The sequence below is a fragment of the Sphingomonas sp. genome (genome assembly GCF_004799495.1).
GTDB lineage: Bacteria > Pseudomonadota > Alphaproteobacteria > Sphingomonadales > Sphingomonadaceae > Sphingomonas.
Genome location: NZ_SSMY01000002.1, coordinates 316,489 through 334,788 on the forward strand (window position 1 = coordinate 316,489; position 18,300 = coordinate 334,788).

18 protein-coding genes are annotated in these 18,300 nt (G+C 67.0%); 11 read left to right on the forward strand and 7 right to left on the reverse strand.

From position 1 onward, the window contains the following. The first annotated feature begins 55 nt into the window (after positions 1-55). A complete protein-coding gene (locus tag E7773_RS02805; RefSeq protein WP_293987822.1) occupies positions 56-1,105 on the forward strand; it encodes a mannose-1-phosphate guanylyltransferase/mannose-6-phosphate isomerase in 1,050 nt (349 codons plus the stop codon). Here the strand turns inward: E7773_RS02805 and E7773_RS02810 are convergent. Further along, positions 1,083-2,675 carry a DUF6311 domain-containing protein gene (locus E7773_RS02810; protein WP_293987824.1) on the reverse strand — a complete coding sequence of 531 codons (1,593 nt, stop codon included), beginning with the start codon at positions 2,673-2,675 and terminating at the stop codon, positions 1,083-1,085. The genes E7773_RS02805 and E7773_RS02810 overlap by 23 nt on opposite strands. Positions 2,676-2,724: 49 nt before the next feature. Then, complete coding sequence (gene pepF, locus E7773_RS02815; RefSeq protein ID WP_293987827.1) at positions 2,725-4,581, reverse strand: oligoendopeptidase F; 1,857 nt, start codon at positions 4,579-4,581, stop codon at positions 2,725-2,727. Between the two features lie 101 nt (positions 4,582-4,682). On the opposite strand from pepF, the gene E7773_RS02820 reads away from it, so the two are divergent. Further along, positions 4,683-5,180 (forward strand): GNAT family N-acetyltransferase, encoded by a 498-nt coding sequence (locus E7773_RS02820; protein ID WP_293987830.1) that lies wholly within the window; start codon positions 4,683-4,685, stop codon positions 5,178-5,180. A gap of 135 nt (positions 5,181-5,315) precedes the next feature. Here E7773_RS02820 and groL read toward each other — a convergent pair whose 3' ends face one another. The 3 genes from groL to E7773_RS02835 all read right to left on the reverse strand — a co-directional run bounded on the left by groL (position 5,316) and on the right by E7773_RS02835 (position 8,843). Next, a complete protein-coding gene (groL, locus tag E7773_RS02825; RefSeq protein ID WP_293987833.1) occupies positions 5,316-6,959 on the reverse strand; it encodes a chaperonin GroEL in 1,644 nt (547 codons plus the stop codon). A 54-nt stretch (positions 6,960-7,013) separates the two neighbouring features. Further along, a complete protein-coding gene (gene groES, locus E7773_RS02830) occupies positions 7,014-7,301 on the reverse strand; it encodes a co-chaperone GroES (RefSeq protein ID WP_293987836.1) in 288 nt (95 codons plus the stop codon). Between the two features lie 129 nt (positions 7,302-7,430). Then, positions 7,431-8,843, reverse strand: a complete 1,413-nt coding sequence (locus tag E7773_RS02835) for an MATE family efflux transporter (protein WP_293987839.1) — start codon at positions 8,841-8,843, stop codon at positions 7,431-7,433. Positions 8,844-9,159: 316 nt separating this feature from the next. Between E7773_RS02835 and sppA the strand changes: the two genes are divergently transcribed. Together sppA and E7773_RS02845 are read left to right on the forward strand one after the other, a co-directional pair. Next, the gene (gene sppA / locus E7773_RS02840) at positions 9,160-11,037 is read left to right on the forward strand and encodes a signal peptide peptidase SppA (protein WP_293987842.1); all 1,878 of its coding nucleotides are present in this window, start codon (positions 9,160-9,162) and stop codon (positions 11,035-11,037) included. After that, positions 11,034-11,600 carry a GNAT family N-acetyltransferase gene (locus E7773_RS02845; RefSeq protein WP_293987845.1) on the forward strand — a complete coding sequence of 189 codons (567 nt, stop codon included), beginning with the start codon at positions 11,034-11,036 and terminating at the stop codon, positions 11,598-11,600. The genes sppA and E7773_RS02845 overlap by 4 nt, the downstream gene beginning before the upstream one ends. Here the strand turns inward: E7773_RS02845 and E7773_RS02850 are convergent. Together E7773_RS02850 and E7773_RS02855 are read right to left on the reverse strand one after the other, a co-directional pair. Next, complete coding sequence (locus E7773_RS02850; protein ID WP_293987848.1) at positions 11,597-12,058, reverse strand: hypothetical protein; 462 nt, start codon at positions 12,056-12,058, stop codon at positions 11,597-11,599. The genes E7773_RS02845 and E7773_RS02850 overlap by 4 nt on opposite strands. Beyond that, a complete protein-coding gene (locus E7773_RS02855; RefSeq protein ID WP_293987851.1) occupies positions 12,055-12,690 on the reverse strand; it encodes a TRIC cation channel family protein in 636 nt (211 codons plus the stop codon). The genes E7773_RS02850 and E7773_RS02855 overlap by 4 nt, the downstream gene beginning before the upstream one ends. A 991-nt stretch (positions 12,691-13,681) precedes the next feature. Between E7773_RS02855 and E7773_RS02860 the strand changes: the two genes are divergently transcribed. From E7773_RS02860 to E7773_RS02890, 7 genes are all read left to right on the forward strand, one after another. After that, positions 13,682-13,990 carry a glycine zipper 2TM domain-containing protein gene (locus tag E7773_RS02860; protein WP_293987854.1) on the forward strand — a complete coding sequence of 103 codons (309 nt, stop codon included), beginning with the start codon at positions 13,682-13,684 and terminating at the stop codon, positions 13,988-13,990. Positions 13,991-14,066: 76 nt separating this feature from the next. After that, positions 14,067-14,495: an OsmC family protein gene (locus E7773_RS02865; protein WP_293987857.1), complete on the forward strand. Its 429-nt coding sequence runs from the start codon at positions 14,067-14,069 to the stop codon at positions 14,493-14,495. A gap of 160 nt (positions 14,496-14,655) precedes the next feature. Further along, positions 14,656-15,171, forward strand: a complete 516-nt coding sequence (locus E7773_RS02870) for a glycine zipper 2TM domain-containing protein (protein ID WP_293987860.1) — start codon at positions 14,656-14,658, stop codon at positions 15,169-15,171. Between the two features lie 94 nt (positions 15,172-15,265). After that, on the forward strand, positions 15,266-16,036 hold the full coding sequence (locus E7773_RS02875; RefSeq protein WP_293987862.1) for a hypothetical protein: 771 nt from the start codon (positions 15,266-15,268) through the stop codon (positions 16,034-16,036). A 150-nt stretch (positions 16,037-16,186) separates the two neighbouring features. Next, positions 16,187-16,558: a fluoride efflux transporter CrcB gene (crcB, locus tag E7773_RS02880; RefSeq protein WP_293987864.1), complete on the forward strand. Its 372-nt coding sequence runs from the start codon at positions 16,187-16,189 to the stop codon at positions 16,556-16,558. Then, the gene (locus E7773_RS02885; protein ID WP_293987866.1) at positions 16,555-17,700 is read left to right on the forward strand and encodes an RluA family pseudouridine synthase; all 1,146 of its coding nucleotides are present in this window, start codon (positions 16,555-16,557) and stop codon (positions 17,698-17,700) included. Before crcB ends, E7773_RS02885 begins: the two co-directional genes overlap by 4 nt. Then, a complete protein-coding gene (locus E7773_RS02890) occupies positions 17,700-18,296 on the forward strand; it encodes an FMN-binding negative transcriptional regulator (protein WP_293987868.1) in 597 nt (198 codons plus the stop codon). Before E7773_RS02885 ends, E7773_RS02890 begins: the two co-directional genes overlap by 1 nt. Positions 18,297-18,300: the final 4 nt, after the last annotated feature.

An 18,300-nucleotide genomic window follows, 5' to 3' on the forward strand; every position in this document is an offset into this window, starting at 1 on the left:
GTTTGGCAATTTCCCGGAAACGCCTAGATATATCCACGCAGCAAAGGACTTATGAATGCCCGAAGCGACGACGATCATTCCTGTCATCCTGTCGGGCGGGTCGGGAACGCGGCTGTGGCCGATGTCGACGCCTGAAAAACCCAAGCAATTGCTCGCGCTGACCGCCGACGAGACAATGCTGCAGCTGACCGCGCGGCGCACCGCGGGCGAGACGTTTGGTGCACCGATCGTCGTCGCCAACGCGCGCCACGCCGACGAGATCGAGGCGCAATTGCTCGGCATCGGCGTCAGCGACTGGACGCTGATCCTCGAACCCGTGGCGCGCAACACCGCGCCGGCGATCGCGCTGGCGGCGCTGGCGGCGGGCGAGGATGCCGCGCTGCTGGTGATGCCGTCGGACCATGTCATCGCCGACAAAGCCGCCTTCCATGCCGCGGTGCAGGCGGCGTTGCCGATGGTCGAGCAAGGCTGGCTGGTGACGTTCGGGATCGCCCCGCATGCGCCCGAAACCGGCTATGGCTGGATCCATGTCGGCGAGGGCATCGCGCCGCGCGTCCACCGTGTCGCGCGCTTCGTGGAGAAACCGCCAAAGGACCGCGCTGAGGCGATGCTCGCGGCGGGCGATCACGTGTGGAACGGCGGCATCTTTCTGTTCCGCGCCGATGCGTTCCTGGGCGCGCTGTCGGTCCATGCGCCCGACATGCTCCACGCCGCGCAACAGGCGATGCTGAAGGGCCGGACCGAGGCGTCGCGCGTGCACCCCGACGCTGACGCCTTCGCCGCGTCACCATCGGAATCGGTCGATTATGCGGTGATGGAGAAGGCCGAGCGCGTCGCGGTCGTGCCGGTCAGCATGGGGTGGAGCGACCTCGGCAGCTGGGATGCGCTCCACGAGCTCAGCGCGTGCGACCAATTCGGCAATGCGTGCAAGGGCGACGTCGTCGCGCTCGAAACCGAGAACAGCCTGATCCACGCCGATGGCGTCCGCGTCGCGCTGGTCGGTGTGACCGACCTGATCGTCGTCGCCAACGGCACCGACGTGCTCATCACGCCGCGCGGACGCAGTCAGGAAGTGAAGAAGCTCATTTCCGCAATGAAGGACTGACCGGCGCGATCACTGCCACGCCGTCGATCAGCTGGATCCGGTTCATCAGCGCGAGCGGGATTTTTTTGTCGAGAACAACGTAGAGCCGCGTCGGGTCGATCCGCCCGGCACGGAACGCCGCGGTGTCGGCATCGAGCTGGGCGCGGATCGCGGCGGGTTCGCGCGACGCGTAGAAATAGCGCAGCGGCACGGCGCGTTTCGCGGTGATTGCCCGCCACGTCAGTTCGTCGCGCACCGCTTGCTCTAGATACGGCGTCGCCGGCTCGAACTCGATCGACGAGGCACGCTCGACCAGCGCCGGCCACGCGGGGTTGCGCGTGCGGCGATAGACCGCGTTGTCGACCGACGCGCTGGTCGCGCGCACCGCCGCGACCATCGGGGCCAGGTCGAACAGCTGGACCGCCAGCGCGACGCCCAGAACGAGGCTCGCGCGCGGCAACCGCCCCGCGACGGCGATCGCCGCCAGCGCGATCACATAACCGACCGGCCAGAACAGCCGCCCCGCCGCGCGCACTGGATCGAGCGCATCGCGCACTTGATCTGGGAGAGGCAGCGACGCGACTATTTGCCCGCGCCAGACTAGATGCGGGCCGACCGCGATCGCCGTCAGCGCGAGGAACGCCGGGAGCAACCAGACCAGCGGTAGATCGGCGATCCGTTCGCGCCGCATCACCGCTGCGCCGATCGCGACGACGACCAGCAGCAGCAGCCCCGCGCCGAAATAATTGAGTCCCTCAAACCCCTGCGCCGCGGTCGTGGTCAGCCCCGGCAGCAGCGCCGAATAATCGGGATTGCCCGGGTTCCACAGCGCGTCGAGCGCCATGCCGAACTGGCCGTAGCTTCCGGTCGGGAGCGCATCGAGCCCGACGAAGCCGAGCCACCATGCGATCCCCGCCAGCAGCACGGCAACCGCCAGTGCACCGACCGCCGTTCGCCGCCACGTCTCAGGCTCGACCGCTAACCACCGCAGCACCGCACTTGCCCAAATCGCCGCCGCCATCACCGCGAGATACGGATGGACCAGCAACGCGACTCCGAGCACCGCAGCCCACCATCCCGCACGCCGCGACCGTTCGGGATCGACGAATACCCACAGCGCCCACAGGATCAGCCAATGCGCGCACAGGTTGACGTGGCCGTACCGCGCAATCAGCGCCGGGCTGATCGCGAGCAGCGCCGTCCCGAGGAACGCCGCGAGCGGATCGGCGACGTAGCGAGTCACCAGAGCGCGCGCGAAGGCGACCTGGAGCAGCACGCAAGCGAGCAGCCATGGGCCGGTCACTTGCCACCCCACCGGCAGGCCGAACGGCTTGAGCAACAGCCCGAGCAACGGATTGCTGTCGGTCAGGGCAACGGGAAATCCGTCTGGCGCCATCAGCAACGGGTCGTGCAGCCCCGGCCACGTGCCCGAGCGCAGATAGGCGATCAGTCCCATGCTGTTCTGCCCGCGGTCGCTGCCGTCGAGCAGCCAAGCCACGTTGCGCGGGTCGAGGATCGCGGGATGCATCCACGCGGCGAACATCGCCAGCGCGAGCGCGAGGTAGGCGAGCGACGGAATTGCGCGGCGCATGATGCCCGTTATGGCCATGCGACCGCGCAACCCGGTTAACCGCGCATCGTCAAGCGGTCAGCGCTTCGACTTGGTCGAGCGTATCCTTGAACGCCGCGACCACTGCCTGGTACGGCGCCGGGCTTGCCATATCGAGGCCCGCGCGCTTGAGCACGTCGTACGGATAATCCGACCCGCCCGCTTTCAGCACGCTCAGATAATTGTCGCGCTCCTTCACCCCACCCTTCAGGATCGATTGCGCGAAATACGACGCCGCCGAGATGCAGGTCGCATATTGGTAAACGTAGAAGCTGTTATAGAAGTGCGGGATATACGCCCATTCCGACGCATAGGTGTCGGACACCGCGACCTTCGGGCCGTGATAGCGCTTGAGCAGGTCGAGATACATCGCGCTGAACTTCTCGCCCGACAGCCCTTCGCCCGCCTCGGCCTTGTCGTGCGCGGCGAGCTCGAACTCGGCGAACATCGCCTGGCGGTAGAAGGTGCCGCGAATGGCCTCGAGCTGCTGGCCGAGATAGAAGATCTTCTCCTGCTTGGTCTTGGCATTGGCGACCGAGTAAGCGGCGAGCAGCACTTCGTTGCAGGTCGAGGCGATCTCCGCGGTGAAGATCGAGTAATCGGCCTTTTCGTACACCTGGTTCTTGTTCGCGAGCAACGTGTGCATCGCATGGCCCCATTCGTGGGCGTAGGTCGTCAGGCCCGAGTAATTCTCGCCCAGGTTGAGCAGCAAGTACGGGTGCACGTCGTATGCCGCGCCGGGGTTCATGTACGCGCCCGATTTCTTGCCGGGGCGTGGCAGCGGGTCCATCCATTTGCCCGCAGTCGCTTTTGCGAAGATCTCGGCATATTCAGGACCGAGCGGCTTGACCGCCGCCATCGTGATCCCACGCATCTCGGGCACCGTTACGCGCTTGTCGAGCGCGACGAGGGGCGGGTAGATGTCGTAATAGGCCATGTCGGGCAGACCGAGCATCCGCCGGCGCAGTTCGAAATAGCGGTGCAGCTGCGGCAGGCCTTTGTTCGTCTCCGCCACCAGCGAGCGGTACACCGCCTCGGGCACGTTGTTGCCCGACAGCGCCATCGCGAGCGAGGTCGGGTATTTGCGCGCCTTCTTGCGGAAGATGTCGGCCTTCACATGGCTGAGGTACGCCGCGCCGAGCGAATTCTGGAACTTGCCGTATTCGGCCCAGAAGGTGTCGAACACGAGCTTGCGGTCGGCGCGGTTCGCCGCGTCGCGGTTGAGCGTATAGGCTTGGTCGTCGAGCCGCACCTGCTTGCCGGTCGATAGCGTGACGGTCGGCCACGGAATGTCCGATGCGACGAGCTGCTCGCGAATGTCGCTCGGCCCCGAAAACGGCGCGCCCACCCCGGCGAGAAGGTTCTCGCTTTCGGGGCTCAGCGTGTGCGGTGCCTGGCGCAGCGTGTCGGCCAGCGCGAAATCGAAGCGCTTCTTCAGCGTCGCGTTGCTCGCGACGAACCCGTCGATCTTCGCCTTGCCGATCGTTAGCAATTCGGGGCTGACCCACGACACCGCTTCGCCGAACGCGGTGTACAGGTCGATCGCCTGCGCCTGGCGCTCCTGGTTGGCGGAGACGCGCAGGTCGGCATCGGCGTTCAGGCTGGCGTAGGTGAAGATGCGGCTGATCGTGCGGTTGAGGTCGGACTGCGCGACCATGAATGTCGCCAACGTGTCGGCGCTCTCGCCGAGCCGGCCCTTGTACTTGGTCAGCCCCGGCACGTCGGCGAGCGCCTTCTTGCGCGCGTCGTCCCACGCGGCGTCGCTGGGGTACAGATCGGTCAAGTCCCATTGCGCCCCGCCCGCTTCCTGCGCCCAGGCGGGAAGCGTGGCAACGAGCCCGGCCAAGGCCGTGGCGGCCAGGGCTTCGCGGCGGGACAGAACGGGCATGGCGGACTCCGGAAAATGAGAAAGGTTGCGCGCACTGTGTCGCGCCGCGCCGCGAAAGAAAAGAGTGTTTTGCCCGGGCAAGGCACCGTAGGATCGGCGCCATGGCCGGCTTCACGATCCGCGAGTTCAGCGACGACCTCGCCCCCGATTTCTACCGCATCAACGCGCAGTGGATCGCGGATATGTACACGCTCGAGCCGACCGACGTGGAGGTGCTCGAAAATCCGCGCGAACGGATCGTCGATCCGGGCGGCGCGATCCTGTTCGTCGAGGATTCCGAAATGGGCGTCGTCGGCACCTGCGGGTTGCAAAAGACCGGCGAACGCCAGTTCGAGCTGACCAAGATGGGTGTCGTGCCCGAGGCACGCGGGCTGGGCGCGGGGGCGGTGCTGCTCAATGCGATGATCGCGCGGGCGTTCGAATTGGGATGCGACCGATTGTACCTGCTAAGCAGCAGCAAGGGCGCGGCGGGCGTGCATCTCTACGAGAAAGCGGGGTTCGTCCATGACGCGAGGATCATGGAGGAGTTCGGCAAGCGCTACGCGCGCTGCAACGTCGCGATGCTGTATCGGGGGCAAGCAAAAGGGCCGATGGGATAGCCACCGGCCCTTCTGATTTCGGGGTAGTGGCGCGGAGTGAATCCGCGCCGTCGGCCGAGAGCGGTGACGAGGCCACCGCCTCGCCGGCCGTTCTGATTTTGTGTCGGGAGCAGCTTTCGCTGCTCCCGTCCAAAATCAGAAGTCCATCCCGCCCATGCCGCCCATGCCGCCGCCGCCCATCGGCATTGCCGGCTTGTCCTCGGGGACTTCCGACACCGCCGCTTCAGTGGTGATCAGCAGACCGGCGACCGACGCCGCATTCTGGAGCGCGGTGCGGACGACCTTGGTCGGGTCGACGACGCCGGCCGAGATCAGGTTCTCGTACTTCTCGGTCTGCGCGTTGAAGCCCTGCGTCGGGTCGTTGCCCTCGAGCAGCTTGCCCGACACCACCGCACCGTCGTGACCAGCGTTGCTGGCGATCTGGCGAACCAGCGACGTCAGCGCCTTGCGGACGATATCGACGCCGCGCGTCTGGTCGTCGTTCTGGCCGTTGATGCCCTCGAGCGCCTTGGTCGCGTACAGCAGAGCCGTGCCGCCACCGGGAACGATGCCCTCTTCGACCGCCGCGCGGGTCGCGTGCAGCGCGTCGTCGACGCGATCCTTGCGCTCCTTCACCTCGACTTCCGACGCGCCGCCGACCTTGATCACGGCCACGCCGCCGGCGAGCTTGGCGAGACGCTCCTGGAGCTTCTCGCGGTCGTAATCGCTGGTGGTGTTCTCGATCTGCCCGCGGATCGCTTCGGTGCGGCCCTTGATCGCATCCGCATCACCCGCGCCATCGACGATGGTGGTGTTGTCCTTGTCGATCGACACGCGCTTGGCGGTGCCGAGCATGCCGACGGTGACGCTCTCGAGCTTGATGCCGAGGTCTTCGGAGATCATCTCGCCCTTGGTCAGGATCGCAATGTCCTCGAGCATCGCCTTGCGGCGATCGCCGAAGCCCGGCGCCTTGACGGCGGCGACCTTCAGGCCACCACGCAGCTTGTTCACGACGAGCGTGGCGAGCGCCTCGCCCTCGATGTCCTCGGCGATGATCAGCAGCGGACGGCCCGACTGGACGACCGCTTCCAGGATCGGGAGCATCGCCTGCAGATTCGACAGCTTCTTCTCGTGGATCAGGATATAGGGGTCCTGAAGCTCGACGGTCATCTTGTCGGGGTTGGTGATGAAGTACGGCGACAGGTAGCCGCGGTCGAACTGCATGCCCTCGACGACGTCGAGCTCGAATTCGAGACCCTTCGCTTCCTCGACGGTGATTACGCCTTCCTTGCCGACCTTCTCCATCGCCTCGGCGATCTTCTCGCCGACGACGGTGTCGCCATTGGCCGAGATGATGCCGACCTGGGCGATTTCCTTGGTGCCCGACACAGGCTTCGAGCGCGACTGGAGGTCGGCGACGACCTTCTCGACCGCGACGTCGATGCCGCGCTTCAGGTCCATCGGGTTCATGCCGGCCGCGACCGACTTCATGCCCTCGCGGACGATCGCCTGGGCGAGAACGGTCGCGGTGGTGGTGCCGTCACCGGCATTGTCGTTGGTGCGCGAGGCCACTTCGCGCAGCATCTGCGCACCCATGTTCTCGAACTTGTCCTTGAGCTCGATTTCCTTGGCGACGGTGACGCCGTCCTTGGTGATGCGCGGCGCGCCATAGCTCTTTTCGATCACGACGTTGCGGCCCTTTGGCCCCAGCGTCACCTTCACCGCATCGGCGAGGATATCGACGCCGCGCAGGATACGCTCGCGCGCGTCGCGGCTGAATTTTACGTCCTTGGCTGCCATGATGGCTACCCTTTCAAATCTGGAAGTTTACGAAGTTGTCGCGGAAACGGACTCTCAGCCAACGATGCCGAGAATGTCGCTTTCCTTCATGATCAGCAGGTCTTCACCGTTCAGCTTGACCTCAGTGCCCGACCACTTGCCGAACAGGATGCGGTCGCCCGCCTTGACGTCGAGCGGCGTGACCTTGCCGTCCTCGGCCTTGGTGCCCGAACCGGCGGCGATCACTTCGCCTTCCTGCGGCTTTTCCTTGGCGGTGTCGGGGATGATGATCCCGCCCGCGGTCTTTTCGTCGGCCTCGATACGGCGGACGAGAACGCGGTCGTGCAACGGACGAAAGCTCATTGCTGATAGCCTCTCTAGGTTGATTGCATAGGTCTTGGCACTCAACTCCGCCGAGTGCCAGTGGCGCGCATATGTGTAGCGCTGCTGGCGCCGTCAATGGCCGCGGATGATTTATTTGGTAATGACGGTTCAGGCGGCGTGTGCCGGCAGCAAGCCGAGCCGCTCGCGCATCGACCAGCGTGCGACGAGCAGTCCCGAGACGACGAACAATCCCACCGCCAGACCGACCCAGATTCCCACGCCCTCCCAATGCGCGTGGAAGCCGAGGAAGATCGCGGTGCCGAACCCCGCGACCCAGTAACCGAACCCGGCGATGATCATCGGCATGCGGGTATCCTGCAGCCCGCGCAAGCTGCCCGCCGCGACCGCCTGCGCCCCGTCGAACAGCTGAAACATCGCGCAGACCGCGAGATATTGCACCGCCAGCGCGACTTCCGCCGCGTGCGCCGGGTCGCTCACATCGACATAAACGCTGACGAACAGGTGCGGCGCCAGCCAGATCGCCGACGCGGTCAGCGCCATGAACCCCGTGCCCGTCACGATCGCCGCCCAGCCGGCGCGACCGATCCAGTCGCGGTCGGCCGCGCCATAGGCCAATCCGACGCGGATCGTCGCCGCTTGGCCGATCCCGAACGGCACTTGGAACGCGATCGCCGCGATGTTGAGCGCGATCGCGTGCGCCGCGACCTCGACCACGCCGATCAGCCCCATCAGGAACGCCGCGCCGCCGAACAGCGCGCCCTCCAGCGTGAAGGTCAGCGCGATCGGCGCGCCCAGCCTGGCGATCTCGACCAGGCGCGGCCATTCGGGCCGCCACCAGCGCCCGAACAGGCGGTACCGCCGCAGCTTCGGATCGAACTGGATGATCGCGGCATAGGCCAGCATCATCGCACTCGCCGTGACCACGCTGGCGATCGCCGATCCTTCGAGCCCCAATGCGGGGAAACCGCCATGCCCGAACACCAGCAACCAATTGCCGAGGATGCCGCAGCCCAGCGCCATCAATGTCACGAGCAATGCCCAGCCCGGCCGCCCCAGCGCCGCCGCCGCGGTGCGCATCACGCCGGCCCACACGTTGGGCAGCATCACGAACAGCAGGATATCGAGGAACGCGCCGGTGCGCGCCGCGACGCGCGGGTCCTGATGCAACAGGCGGAGGATCGCCTCGCCATTGGCGAGCATGAGCATGAAGAAGGCGCTGGCGATGGCGCCGAGCCACATCGCCATCCGGAACGACCGCCGCACTTCGCGCACCGCATGGCTGCGCGCGCCGATCTCCGCCGCGATGATCGGGGCGCACGCACCGGTGAAGCCGATCAGCGCCCACAGGATCAGGCTGAACAGGAACACACCGAGCGTCGCCGCGGCGAAATCTACCGCGCCCAACCGCGCGACGAAGATCACATCGACCGCGTACACCGCCATCTGGAGCAGGTTCGCGCCGACCAAGGGCGCCGCGAGCCGCGCGAGCGCGCGCAATTCGTCGCGCATCGTCTGCGGCGGCGGGCCGGCCAGCGGCATCGGGGCGGCTGGCGCGTCCATACGCGGGGCGGATAGCGGAAGATTGGCGTGGACCCAACTCCTCTCCCTTGACGGGAGAGGATAGCGAAGCTTGGCAGCTCGCTGCCTAGCGCAGCTTGGAGAGGGTGAGCGGCGCGCAAGCGCCGCGCGGTCGCAAGCGCGACCGCTTACCCCTCACCCAGCTCCGACTAGGGCCGCGCTGAAGGAGCGCGACCCAAGTCTGCGCAACCCTCTCCCGCAAGGGGAGAGGGGAAAGTCTGTATTGCTCCCCCCACACACTTGCGGCTATTCGCGGGAGCGACGAGGCGCCGATCACGGCGCCGGAGGAGACTGCCAAGTGAAACTGGTTCGGGGCGCCTGGAAAATCCTGGTCGGAATCAAGGACGGGCTCGTCCTCCTGTTCATGCTGATCTTCTTCGGCGTGCTGTTCGCGGCCTTGTCGGGCAAGCCCAATGCGGGGCGGATTTCGGACGGCGCATTGGTGCTCAAGCTCGACGGCGCGATCGTCGAGCAGCCCGCGACGCCGACCGCGCTCGCCGCGGCGCAGGGCGAAGGGCCCGACCACGAATTCCGCCTGCGCGACCTGGTACGCGCGATCGACACCGCGAAGGACGATGCGCGGGTCAAGGTGCTGGTGCTCGACCTCGACAGCTATGGCGGCGGCTATCCCGCGGCGGTGACCGAGGTCGCCAACGCGATCGGCCGGTTCAAGACGTCGGGCAAGAAGGTGCTAGCCTACGCCACCGCCTATACCGACGGCAGCTACCTGCTCGCCTCCAACGCCAGCGAGATCTGGGTCAACCCGATGGGCGGCACGCTGTTCATGGGGCCGGGCGGCAACCAGCTCTATTACAAGGGCTTGATCGACAAGCTCGGCGTCAACGTCCACGTCTATCGCGTCGGCAAGTTCAAGTCGTACGTCGAGCCCTATACCCGCGCCGACCAGTCGCCCGAAGCGAAGGAAGCGCTGACCGCGCTGTACGGGTCGATCTTCGGCCAGTGGAAGGACCTGATCCACAAGGCGCGGCCCAAGGCGCAGATCGACCAATTCCTGACTACGCCCGACCAGGCGATCACCGCGGCCAAGGGCGACATCGCACAGGCCAACCTGGCCGCCGGCCTCGTCGACAAGCTCGGCGACCGCGTGGCGTTCGGGAAACATGTGGCCGAACTCGCCGGCGATGCGCCGAAGAAGGTCGCGGGCGCCTATGCCAAGATCGACTATAACGACTGGGTCGCGGCCAACCCGATACCGACCGGCGGCGACAAGATCGGGATCGTCACCGTCGCGGGCGAGATCGTCGATGGCAAGGCAGGTCCCGGCACCGCGGGCGGCGACACGATCGCCAAGGCCGTGCTCGACGCGCTGGCCCGCAAGGAATTGAAAGCGCTGGTGGTGCGCGTCGATTCGCCCGGCGGCTCCGCGCTGGCGTCGGAAACGATCCGGCTCGCGGTGCTTGAAGCCAAGAAGCAGGGCCTCCCCGTCGTCGTGTCGATGGGCGGGCTCGCCGCGTCGGGCGGCTATTGGGTGTCGACGTCGGGCGATGTGATCTTCGCCGAGCCCAATACGATCACCGGCTCGATCGGCATCTTCGGGATCATCCCGACCTTCGAGAACTCACTGGCGAAGCTCGGCGTCACCGCCGACGGGGTGAAGACCACGCCGCTGTCGGGCCAGCCCGACATCTATGGCGGCACCAATCCGCAGGTCGACGCGATCCTGCAATCGGCGATCGAGCACGGCTATGCGCAGTTCCTCAGCCGCGTCGCGACCGCGCGCAAGCTGACGCCGCAGCGCGTCGACGAGATCGGCCAGGGCCGCGTATGGGACGGCGGCACCGCGCGGCAGATCGGGCTGGTCGACCGCTTCGGCACGCTCGACGACGCGGTCGCGGAAGCGGCGAAGCGCGCGGGGCTCGACCCCAAGAACGTGAGTCGCGTCTATCTCGAGAAGAAGCCGAGCTGGTTCACGCAGCTGCTTGCAGCGTGGGGCAAGGACGACGACGACAACGACCTGCAGGCGCGCGACGTGTTCGGCGTGATCGCCAGCGAGCGCCGCGACGTGCTGGCGCGCGCGGTGGGCGATGCCAAGCGGCTCGCGGGCGCGAGCTCTGTCCAGGCGCGCTGCCTCGAATGCGCCGGGTTCAGCGACGCGCGCGCCGGCCGCGCCGACCTCAACGTCGCGCAATTGCTGATCAAGGCGATCTGGCCGTGATTGCGCTCCGCGCGGCACGTCCCGACGATGCCGCCGCGATCGCCGCGATCTACGCGCCCTATGTCGTCACCGGGACGGTCAGCTTCGAGACCGAAGCGCCCGACGCGCGCCAGATGCGCGCCCGGATGACGGCGTCCGACGGGCTGTACCCGTGGATCGTCGCGACCAACGGCGAGGCGGACGGCGACGCGGTGCTGGCCTATGCCTATGCCACCAAGTTCCGCGAACGGCCGGCGTATCGCTATGTCGTCGAAACCTCCGTCTATGTGTCGGGCGCAGCGCAGGGTCAGGGCGTCGGGCGGCTGCTCTATCGCGCGCTGATCGACACGCTGCGCGCGCAAGGCTTCGTCCAGGCGGTCAGCGTGCTTGCGCTGCCCAACGATTATTCGATCGGCCTGCACGAGGCGACGGGCTTTCGCCGCGCGGGCGTGCTGCGCGAAATGGGGTTCAAGCAGGGCCGCTGGATCGATGTCGGCTTCTGGCAATGCGAACTCACCGACGCGACGATCCCGCCCCCCGAGCCGAAGAAGTTCAGCGACGTCGGCGTGATCCAGCGCGGCTAGTCGAGCCGCCGGTACACCGTCGTGCCGTTGACCTGCGGCAGGTCGGCCGAGCGAATTTCCGCGCGATAGGCAGTGTCGCCGATCCGCGCCCAGCGCGAGGTGATGGTGAAGCGCTGACCGCCGCTCGCGATATAATGCCCGGCGAGACCCAGCAAGCTCCCGCGCGACTGCACCATCCCGGTCAGCCGCCCGCCGAAGCTGTCGCGATAGGTGAAGGTGATCGCGCCGACGCGCGCATCCCAGCGATAGACGCTCTCCCCGCCCATCACGCGGCGGCCGCCCTCGCTGACGAGGTGACGGTCGCGGATCGACCCGTCGGTCAGCACCGCGAAGCAATGCCGGTCGATCCGGCCGGGCGCCACCTGCCCCTGCCAGCAATGCCCGGCGAGAAAGCCGAGCGGGTGAAGCTGCGGCTGGAGTGCGGGCGCAGTCGCCGCGGCTAGGACGAGCGCGATCATTCCTTGCCTCCACGATACGCCGGCAACGCGAGCTTCCAGCGGATCGCCACTGCCCGCAGCGTAAAGCCGGCAAGCGCGCCGACCGTCGCCGCGACCGGCAACGGCACCCCCGCCTGCCCCAGCCCGACGTATAGCCCGCTCGCCAGCGCTGCCGCAGTCACGTAGATTTCGGGCCGCAACAGGATCGACGGCTCGCCCGCCAGCACATCGCGGATGATCCCGCCGACGCACGCGGTCACCACGCCCATCAACGCGGCGGGCACCGGCGGCACGCTGTACCCGATCGCCTTCGCCGCGCCGAACACGGCGTACGCCGCCAGCCCGACCGCGTCGAACCAGTCGAGTGCCCGCCCGCGCCACCACGCCGCCGGGGTCAGCCACACCGCGAACGCGACGATCAGGCACGCGGCGGCGGCGCGGCTGTCGTGGATCCAGAACACCGGCGCGCCGATCAGGACGTCGCGCACCGTCCCGCCGCCGACGCCGGTGACAACCGCGAAGAAGCACAAGGTCACCATCGTCTGCCCGCGCCGCGCCGCCGCTAGCGCGCCCGACGCCGCGAACACGATCAGCCCGGCGAGGTCGAGCCACGGCGCGATCGCGGGGAGCCAGTCGGGGGTGTGGGGAAGCATTCCGGACGGGTTAGCCGGGCAATCGGCGCCTGACCAGCGATGCGATGTTGGGAGAACGCAAAGCCCCAAAACGCAATTGGGGAGCCGGTCTTGCGACCGACTCCCCTGTCGCCGGACTTCGATCCGCTTGGCTTTCCCGAAGGTCGGCCTGCGCCATCTGGTTTCGGCGGCTCGCTACATCCGTGCTGCTTTCCGAAGAAAGCGGCGCCAGGTTTCGCGGGTTGCTCGGTTGCGTTGGCCCGAAGGCCACGCAACTCCGCGGTTTCGCTCCGTCCGGACCATCCGAAGACAACCCTCGCTTCGCGAACCACCATATCCGATGCGCCGAAGCGCGTCCGACATCGTGGCTTGCTCCACTCGTTCCGCCCGAAGGCAAACCGAGCTTCGCTTGCCGACTTTCGACCGATCCGAAGACCGATCGTCCGCCAGCAATTTGCTCCACCCCGATCGTCCGAAGGCGACCCGAATCTCGCGACCGACAACCGGTTTGGCCCGAAAGCCCACCTGATCACCGGTTCGGTCGTCGGGGCCGGGCGCGATCATCCGAAGAGTCTCAGCATTCCCGGCCACCGGCGGCCTCACAAGGTCTCGATGCCGAAGCACCTGCTCCTTGCGTTCGGGCCATCGGTTGCAGAGTCCGAAAGGATCGCTTGCGCGCTCCAAACCGGGTTCAGCGGGGGCCGATGTCCCAACCTCGAAAGCATCGTCTTCGCCTTGCGGCTCGGATAACATTCTCGAAGATCAAGTCCTTGAACAATCTGCCGATTTCTCGGCGAACCGTCCGCGTTCTCAATGTCATGAAGCTGTCACCGATTCCGATTCGCGCCAAGCGCGAAACACGCTCGCGGCGCTGTGAATAACGTGGATATCGTGCACATCGGCGGTGCTGCTCTGTAGCTTGCACCGCAAGCTAAATTCTCCCGCGATGAAACTTTGGGGGCACCGAACACGTTACGCACCCGGCATTGATAATCAGCAAAGGGAATTCGAGATGCGTAAACTCATGCTTTCGCTCGGCGCCGTCACGATGGCAGCCACGACCATGGTGATCCCGACCCAAGCCGACGCGCGCAAACACTATTACCGGACTTATCGCGGCCATAGCGGCCGTACCTATTGCACGCATTCGGGCGGCACGACCGGCGCGGTGGTCGGCGGCGTCGGCGGCGCGGTGGTCGGCAACGGCATCGCGGGGCGCGGCGACAAGCTGCTCGGGACGGTGGTCGGCGGTGTCGCTGGCGCGCTCGGCGGGCGTGCGATCGACCGCACCATCACCGCGCATCGTCGCTGCCGCCGCTAAGAGCGCCGCCGCTGACAGCGAAAACAAACGGGGCGCGGCCGGTCGGTCGCGCCCCTTTCTTATTGGGAGGAAGACGGTGACGACGCGCAGCGGTTCGGCGACCTATGAGGGGTTCGGCAACGACGGCATCGGACACGTCTCCACCCAGTCGGGCGTGCTCGCCGACCGGAAATACGGGTTCGGCACGCGCTTCGGCGACGAGCCCGGGACCAACCCGGAAGAATTGATCGCCGCGGCACACGCCAGTTGCTTCACCATGGCGCTGAGTTTCGCGCTAGCGCGGGAAGGGTTCGCCGACGGCCGGCTGGAGACGACCGCCAAGGTCACGCTCGACAAGGAGGGCGATGGCTTTGCGATCACGCGGTCGGACCTGATGCTGACCGCGACCGTCGCCGGGATCGACCCCGATCAGTTCGCGCGCATCGCCGCCGACGCCAAGGCGCATTGCCCGGTGTCGAAGGTGCTCAATGCCGAGATCACGCTCGACCACACGCTGACCGGCTGAACTGGGGGCAGACTGTCGCTGCGATGAACGGAATGTAGTTTTCCGTTCACGCAACCCTCGAATGGCCTCGCGGGTTTTATCGTCACTCCAACAGAAAGGGAGAATGACGATGCGACGGCTCATGTTGGCCGCCCTGGCCGCTAGCACCATGGCGACCCCGATGATGGTTTCGGCCCAGAGCACCCCCGCCCAAGCGAACCGTGAATATCGCAAGAGCGTGAAGGACGCGAACAAGGATTACCGCCACGATTTGCGCAAGGCCGATAGCGTGCGCGACGTGGCGCGTGCCCAGCGCGAACGCGCCCGCGCGATCCGCGATGCCCGCGGCGACTATCGCCACGACATGCGCGATTGGCGGACGTGGCGTAACTACGATTACAACCGCTTCGAAAACGGCCAGCGCTATTATTATGCCGACCGCTATTATCGTGACGGTCGCTATTACCAGCCGCGCGTGCTGTATCGCACCGACCGCATCTATCGCGGGTCGAACGGGCAATATTATTGCCGCCGTTCGGACGGCACCACCGGCCTGATCATCGGTGGCGCGATCGGCGGGCTGATCGGCAACTCGCTGTCGAATGGCCGGTCGAGCACGCTCGGCACGCTGCTTGGCGTGGCGGGAGGCGCGGCGCTCGGGTCGTCGATCGACCGCGGGCAGATCCGCTGCCGCTAACCGATCGGCCTTCGGGTCACGCAGGAAGGGTCCGGCTTCGGCCGGGCCCTTTTGTGTTTCCGCGATGTTAACCGGGCGCCTGTAGGCCGATGACGTGATTTTCCGCACGCGCGCCCTCGCCTGGCTTATCGCCCCGCTCACGCTCGCCGCATGCGGCGGCAAGCCGGCCGCCGAGAACAATCTCGACTCGCTCGATGCCGAGCTCGCCGGGAACGGCGCGAACGCGAGCGATCCCGCTATGCGTGGGGCGTTGCAGGACCAGATCATGGTGGACCCGGCGCTCGCCGGCCAGTCGAATGCCGATGCCATCCGCCCGCCGCGCCAGCCCTATTCGGGCGCGATCCCGCCCGATTCGGTCGCCGGCGGCAAGACCGACGGCACGCTCACCGCCAGCGGATCGTCCTCCTCGGGCGGCAGCAAAGCGACTCCCGCCCCCTCCGGCGACTGCCCGCAGTGCAAGGTCCGCGACGATTCGGTGACGCTCGGCGCGCTCGCCAGCCGCCAGGCCGACAGGAACACCGCGAAGTGCGCGCACGCGCTGCAATATTCGACCAGCTGGGTGCAGCGCCTGCCGACCGACCTCCCGCTCTATCCCGACGCGCGAGTCGATGAAGCGGCAGGCGCGTCGGCGAACGGCTGCCGCCTGCGCGTGGTCAGTTTCTCTACCGGCGCGTCGATCCAGACCGTGCTCGACTGGTACTACGGCCGAGTCACGACCGCCGGCTATTCCGCCGAGCACCAGGCCGACGACAGCCAGCATGTGCTCGGCGGCACGCGCAAGGACGGCGCGGCCTACGTTATTTTTCTCCAAACGCGCGGCGACGGGCGAACAGAGGTGGACTTGGTCGCAAATAACGGGAACTGATCGCCCCGCCATCGCTTCTACCCGCTTCAGCACCCACGCGAGGCCGCCTACCCGATAACGGACAGCATAGGCAGCGCAGTTCGCGTGGGTGCTGAAAACCGCCGGACGACCGCGTTTGTTTAGACGCGCTCCTCCGGCTACAGCGCCCGAATGAATTTCCTTCTCGTCATGATCGGCGGCGCGGTGGGCAGCGCGGGGCGCTATGCCGTCGGCAAGCTCGCGCTCGGCGCGCTCGGCCCGGATTATCCCTGGGGCACGCTCGCGGTGAACCTGATCGGGGGCCTTCTGATGGGGCTGCTCGCCGGGATGCTCGCGCGCACCGGTGGCAGCGAGCATGGCCGCCTGCTGATCGGGGTTGGGTTATTGGGCGGATTCACCACCTTCTCGGCGTTCTCGCTCGACGCGGTAACGATGATCGAGCGTGGGCAATGGGGCGCCGCGATGACCTACGCGCTGGTGTCTGTAATCGGATCGGTGATCGCCCTGTTCGCCGGGCTGTATCTGGTCAGGGCAGTGGCATGAGCGAGATCCGCAGCTTCACTGTCGCGCCCGACGACGACGGCATCCGGCTCGACCGCTGGTTCAAGCGGCATCTGCCCGACACGAGCTTCACGACGGTCGCCAAATGGGCACGCACCGGGCAGCTGCGTGTCGATGGCGCGCGCGCGACGCCGGGGGACCGGATCGCCGCTGGCCAGATGCTGCGCCTGCCGCCGCCCGAACCGGTACAAGTCGCGGGCAAGCCCAAGCGCGAACGCCCGCCACTCAGCGAGGACGAAATCGCGTTCGCGCGCGAAATGGTGATCCACCAAGACGCGCAGGCGTTCGTGCTCAACAAGCCGCCGGGCCTCGCGACGCAGGGCGGGACCAAGACGACGCAACATGTCGACGGCCTGCTCGACGCGCTGCAATACGACAATGAAGGCCGGCCCAAGCTGGTCCACCGGCTCGACAAGGACACGTCGGGCGCGCTGCTCGTCGCGCGCACCGCGCGCGCGGCTGCCTTCTTCGCCAAGACCTTTTCGGGGCGCAGCGCGAAGAAAGTCTATTGGGCGCTGATCGTCGGGGTGCCGTCGATCGAGGACGGCATGATCGACCTGCCGCTCGCCAAGCAGCCCGGCACCGGCGGTGAAAAGATGCATGTCGACGAGGCGGAGGGGATGCCGTCGCGCAGCCGCTATCGCGTGATCGAGCGCGCGGGCAATGCCGCCGCCTGGGTCGAGCTGACACCCTACACCGGGCGCACGCACCAGCTCCGCGTCCACATGGCGGCGATCGGTCACCCGATCGTCGGCGACGGCAAATATGGCGGCCCGGCGGCGTTCCTGACCGGCGGGATCAGCCGAAAGATGCACCTCCATTCGCGCCGCATCGCGGTCGATCACCCCGACGGCGGCACGATCGATGTCGAGGCCGAACTGCCGCAGCATTTCGCCGAGAGCCTCGCGCAGCTCGGGTTCGACCAGATGCTCGGCAACATGATGCCGATCGACGAGCCGGCGCCGCCGACCAAGGCCGAGCAGAAGGTCCGCGCCAAGCAGCACGCCAAGAGCGTGCGCAAGGAGCGCAAGGGCGAACGCCGCAATCGCGGTAGCGAGCCTGCGCCCTGGCGCGGCAAACCGGCCAGACCCGGCGGCAAGAAGCCAAGCCCCAAGAAGCGCTAATGCATCCCAACTCGACCTACCGCTGGGAGGACCGCGACGCGATGCGCGCGTTGGTGAGCGAACTCGGCTTCGGGCAACTGTTCGCCGCGACCCCCGATGGCCCGCGCGTCGCGCAGGTGCCCGTCGTGTGGCTCGACGACGATACGCTCGGGCTGCACCTCGCGCGCGGCAACGGGATCGTGCGCCATCTCGACGAGGCGACCGCGCTGTTCACCGTGCTCGGCCCGGACGGCTATATCAGCCCCGATTGGTACGGGCTCGACGCCGACCAGGTCCCGACGTGGAACTATATCGCGGTCGAGCTGGAGGGCACGATCCAGCGGATGGAGCATGACGCGCTCGTCGCGCAGATCGACCAGCTCGCGGCCGAGCAGGAGGCGAAGCTCGACAAGGCGCCGTGGACGCGCGGCAAGATGGACCCGAAGCTGTTCGACAAGATGACGAGCGGGATCGTCGGTTTCCGGCTCGACATCGCGGCGTGGCGCGGGACGATCAAGCTCGGCCAGAACAAGCCCGAGCCCGCGCGGCTCGCCGCCGCCGACGGTGCGGAGGCCTCGGGCAGGCGCGGTATCGCCCACTGGATGCGCAACGCATGATGGG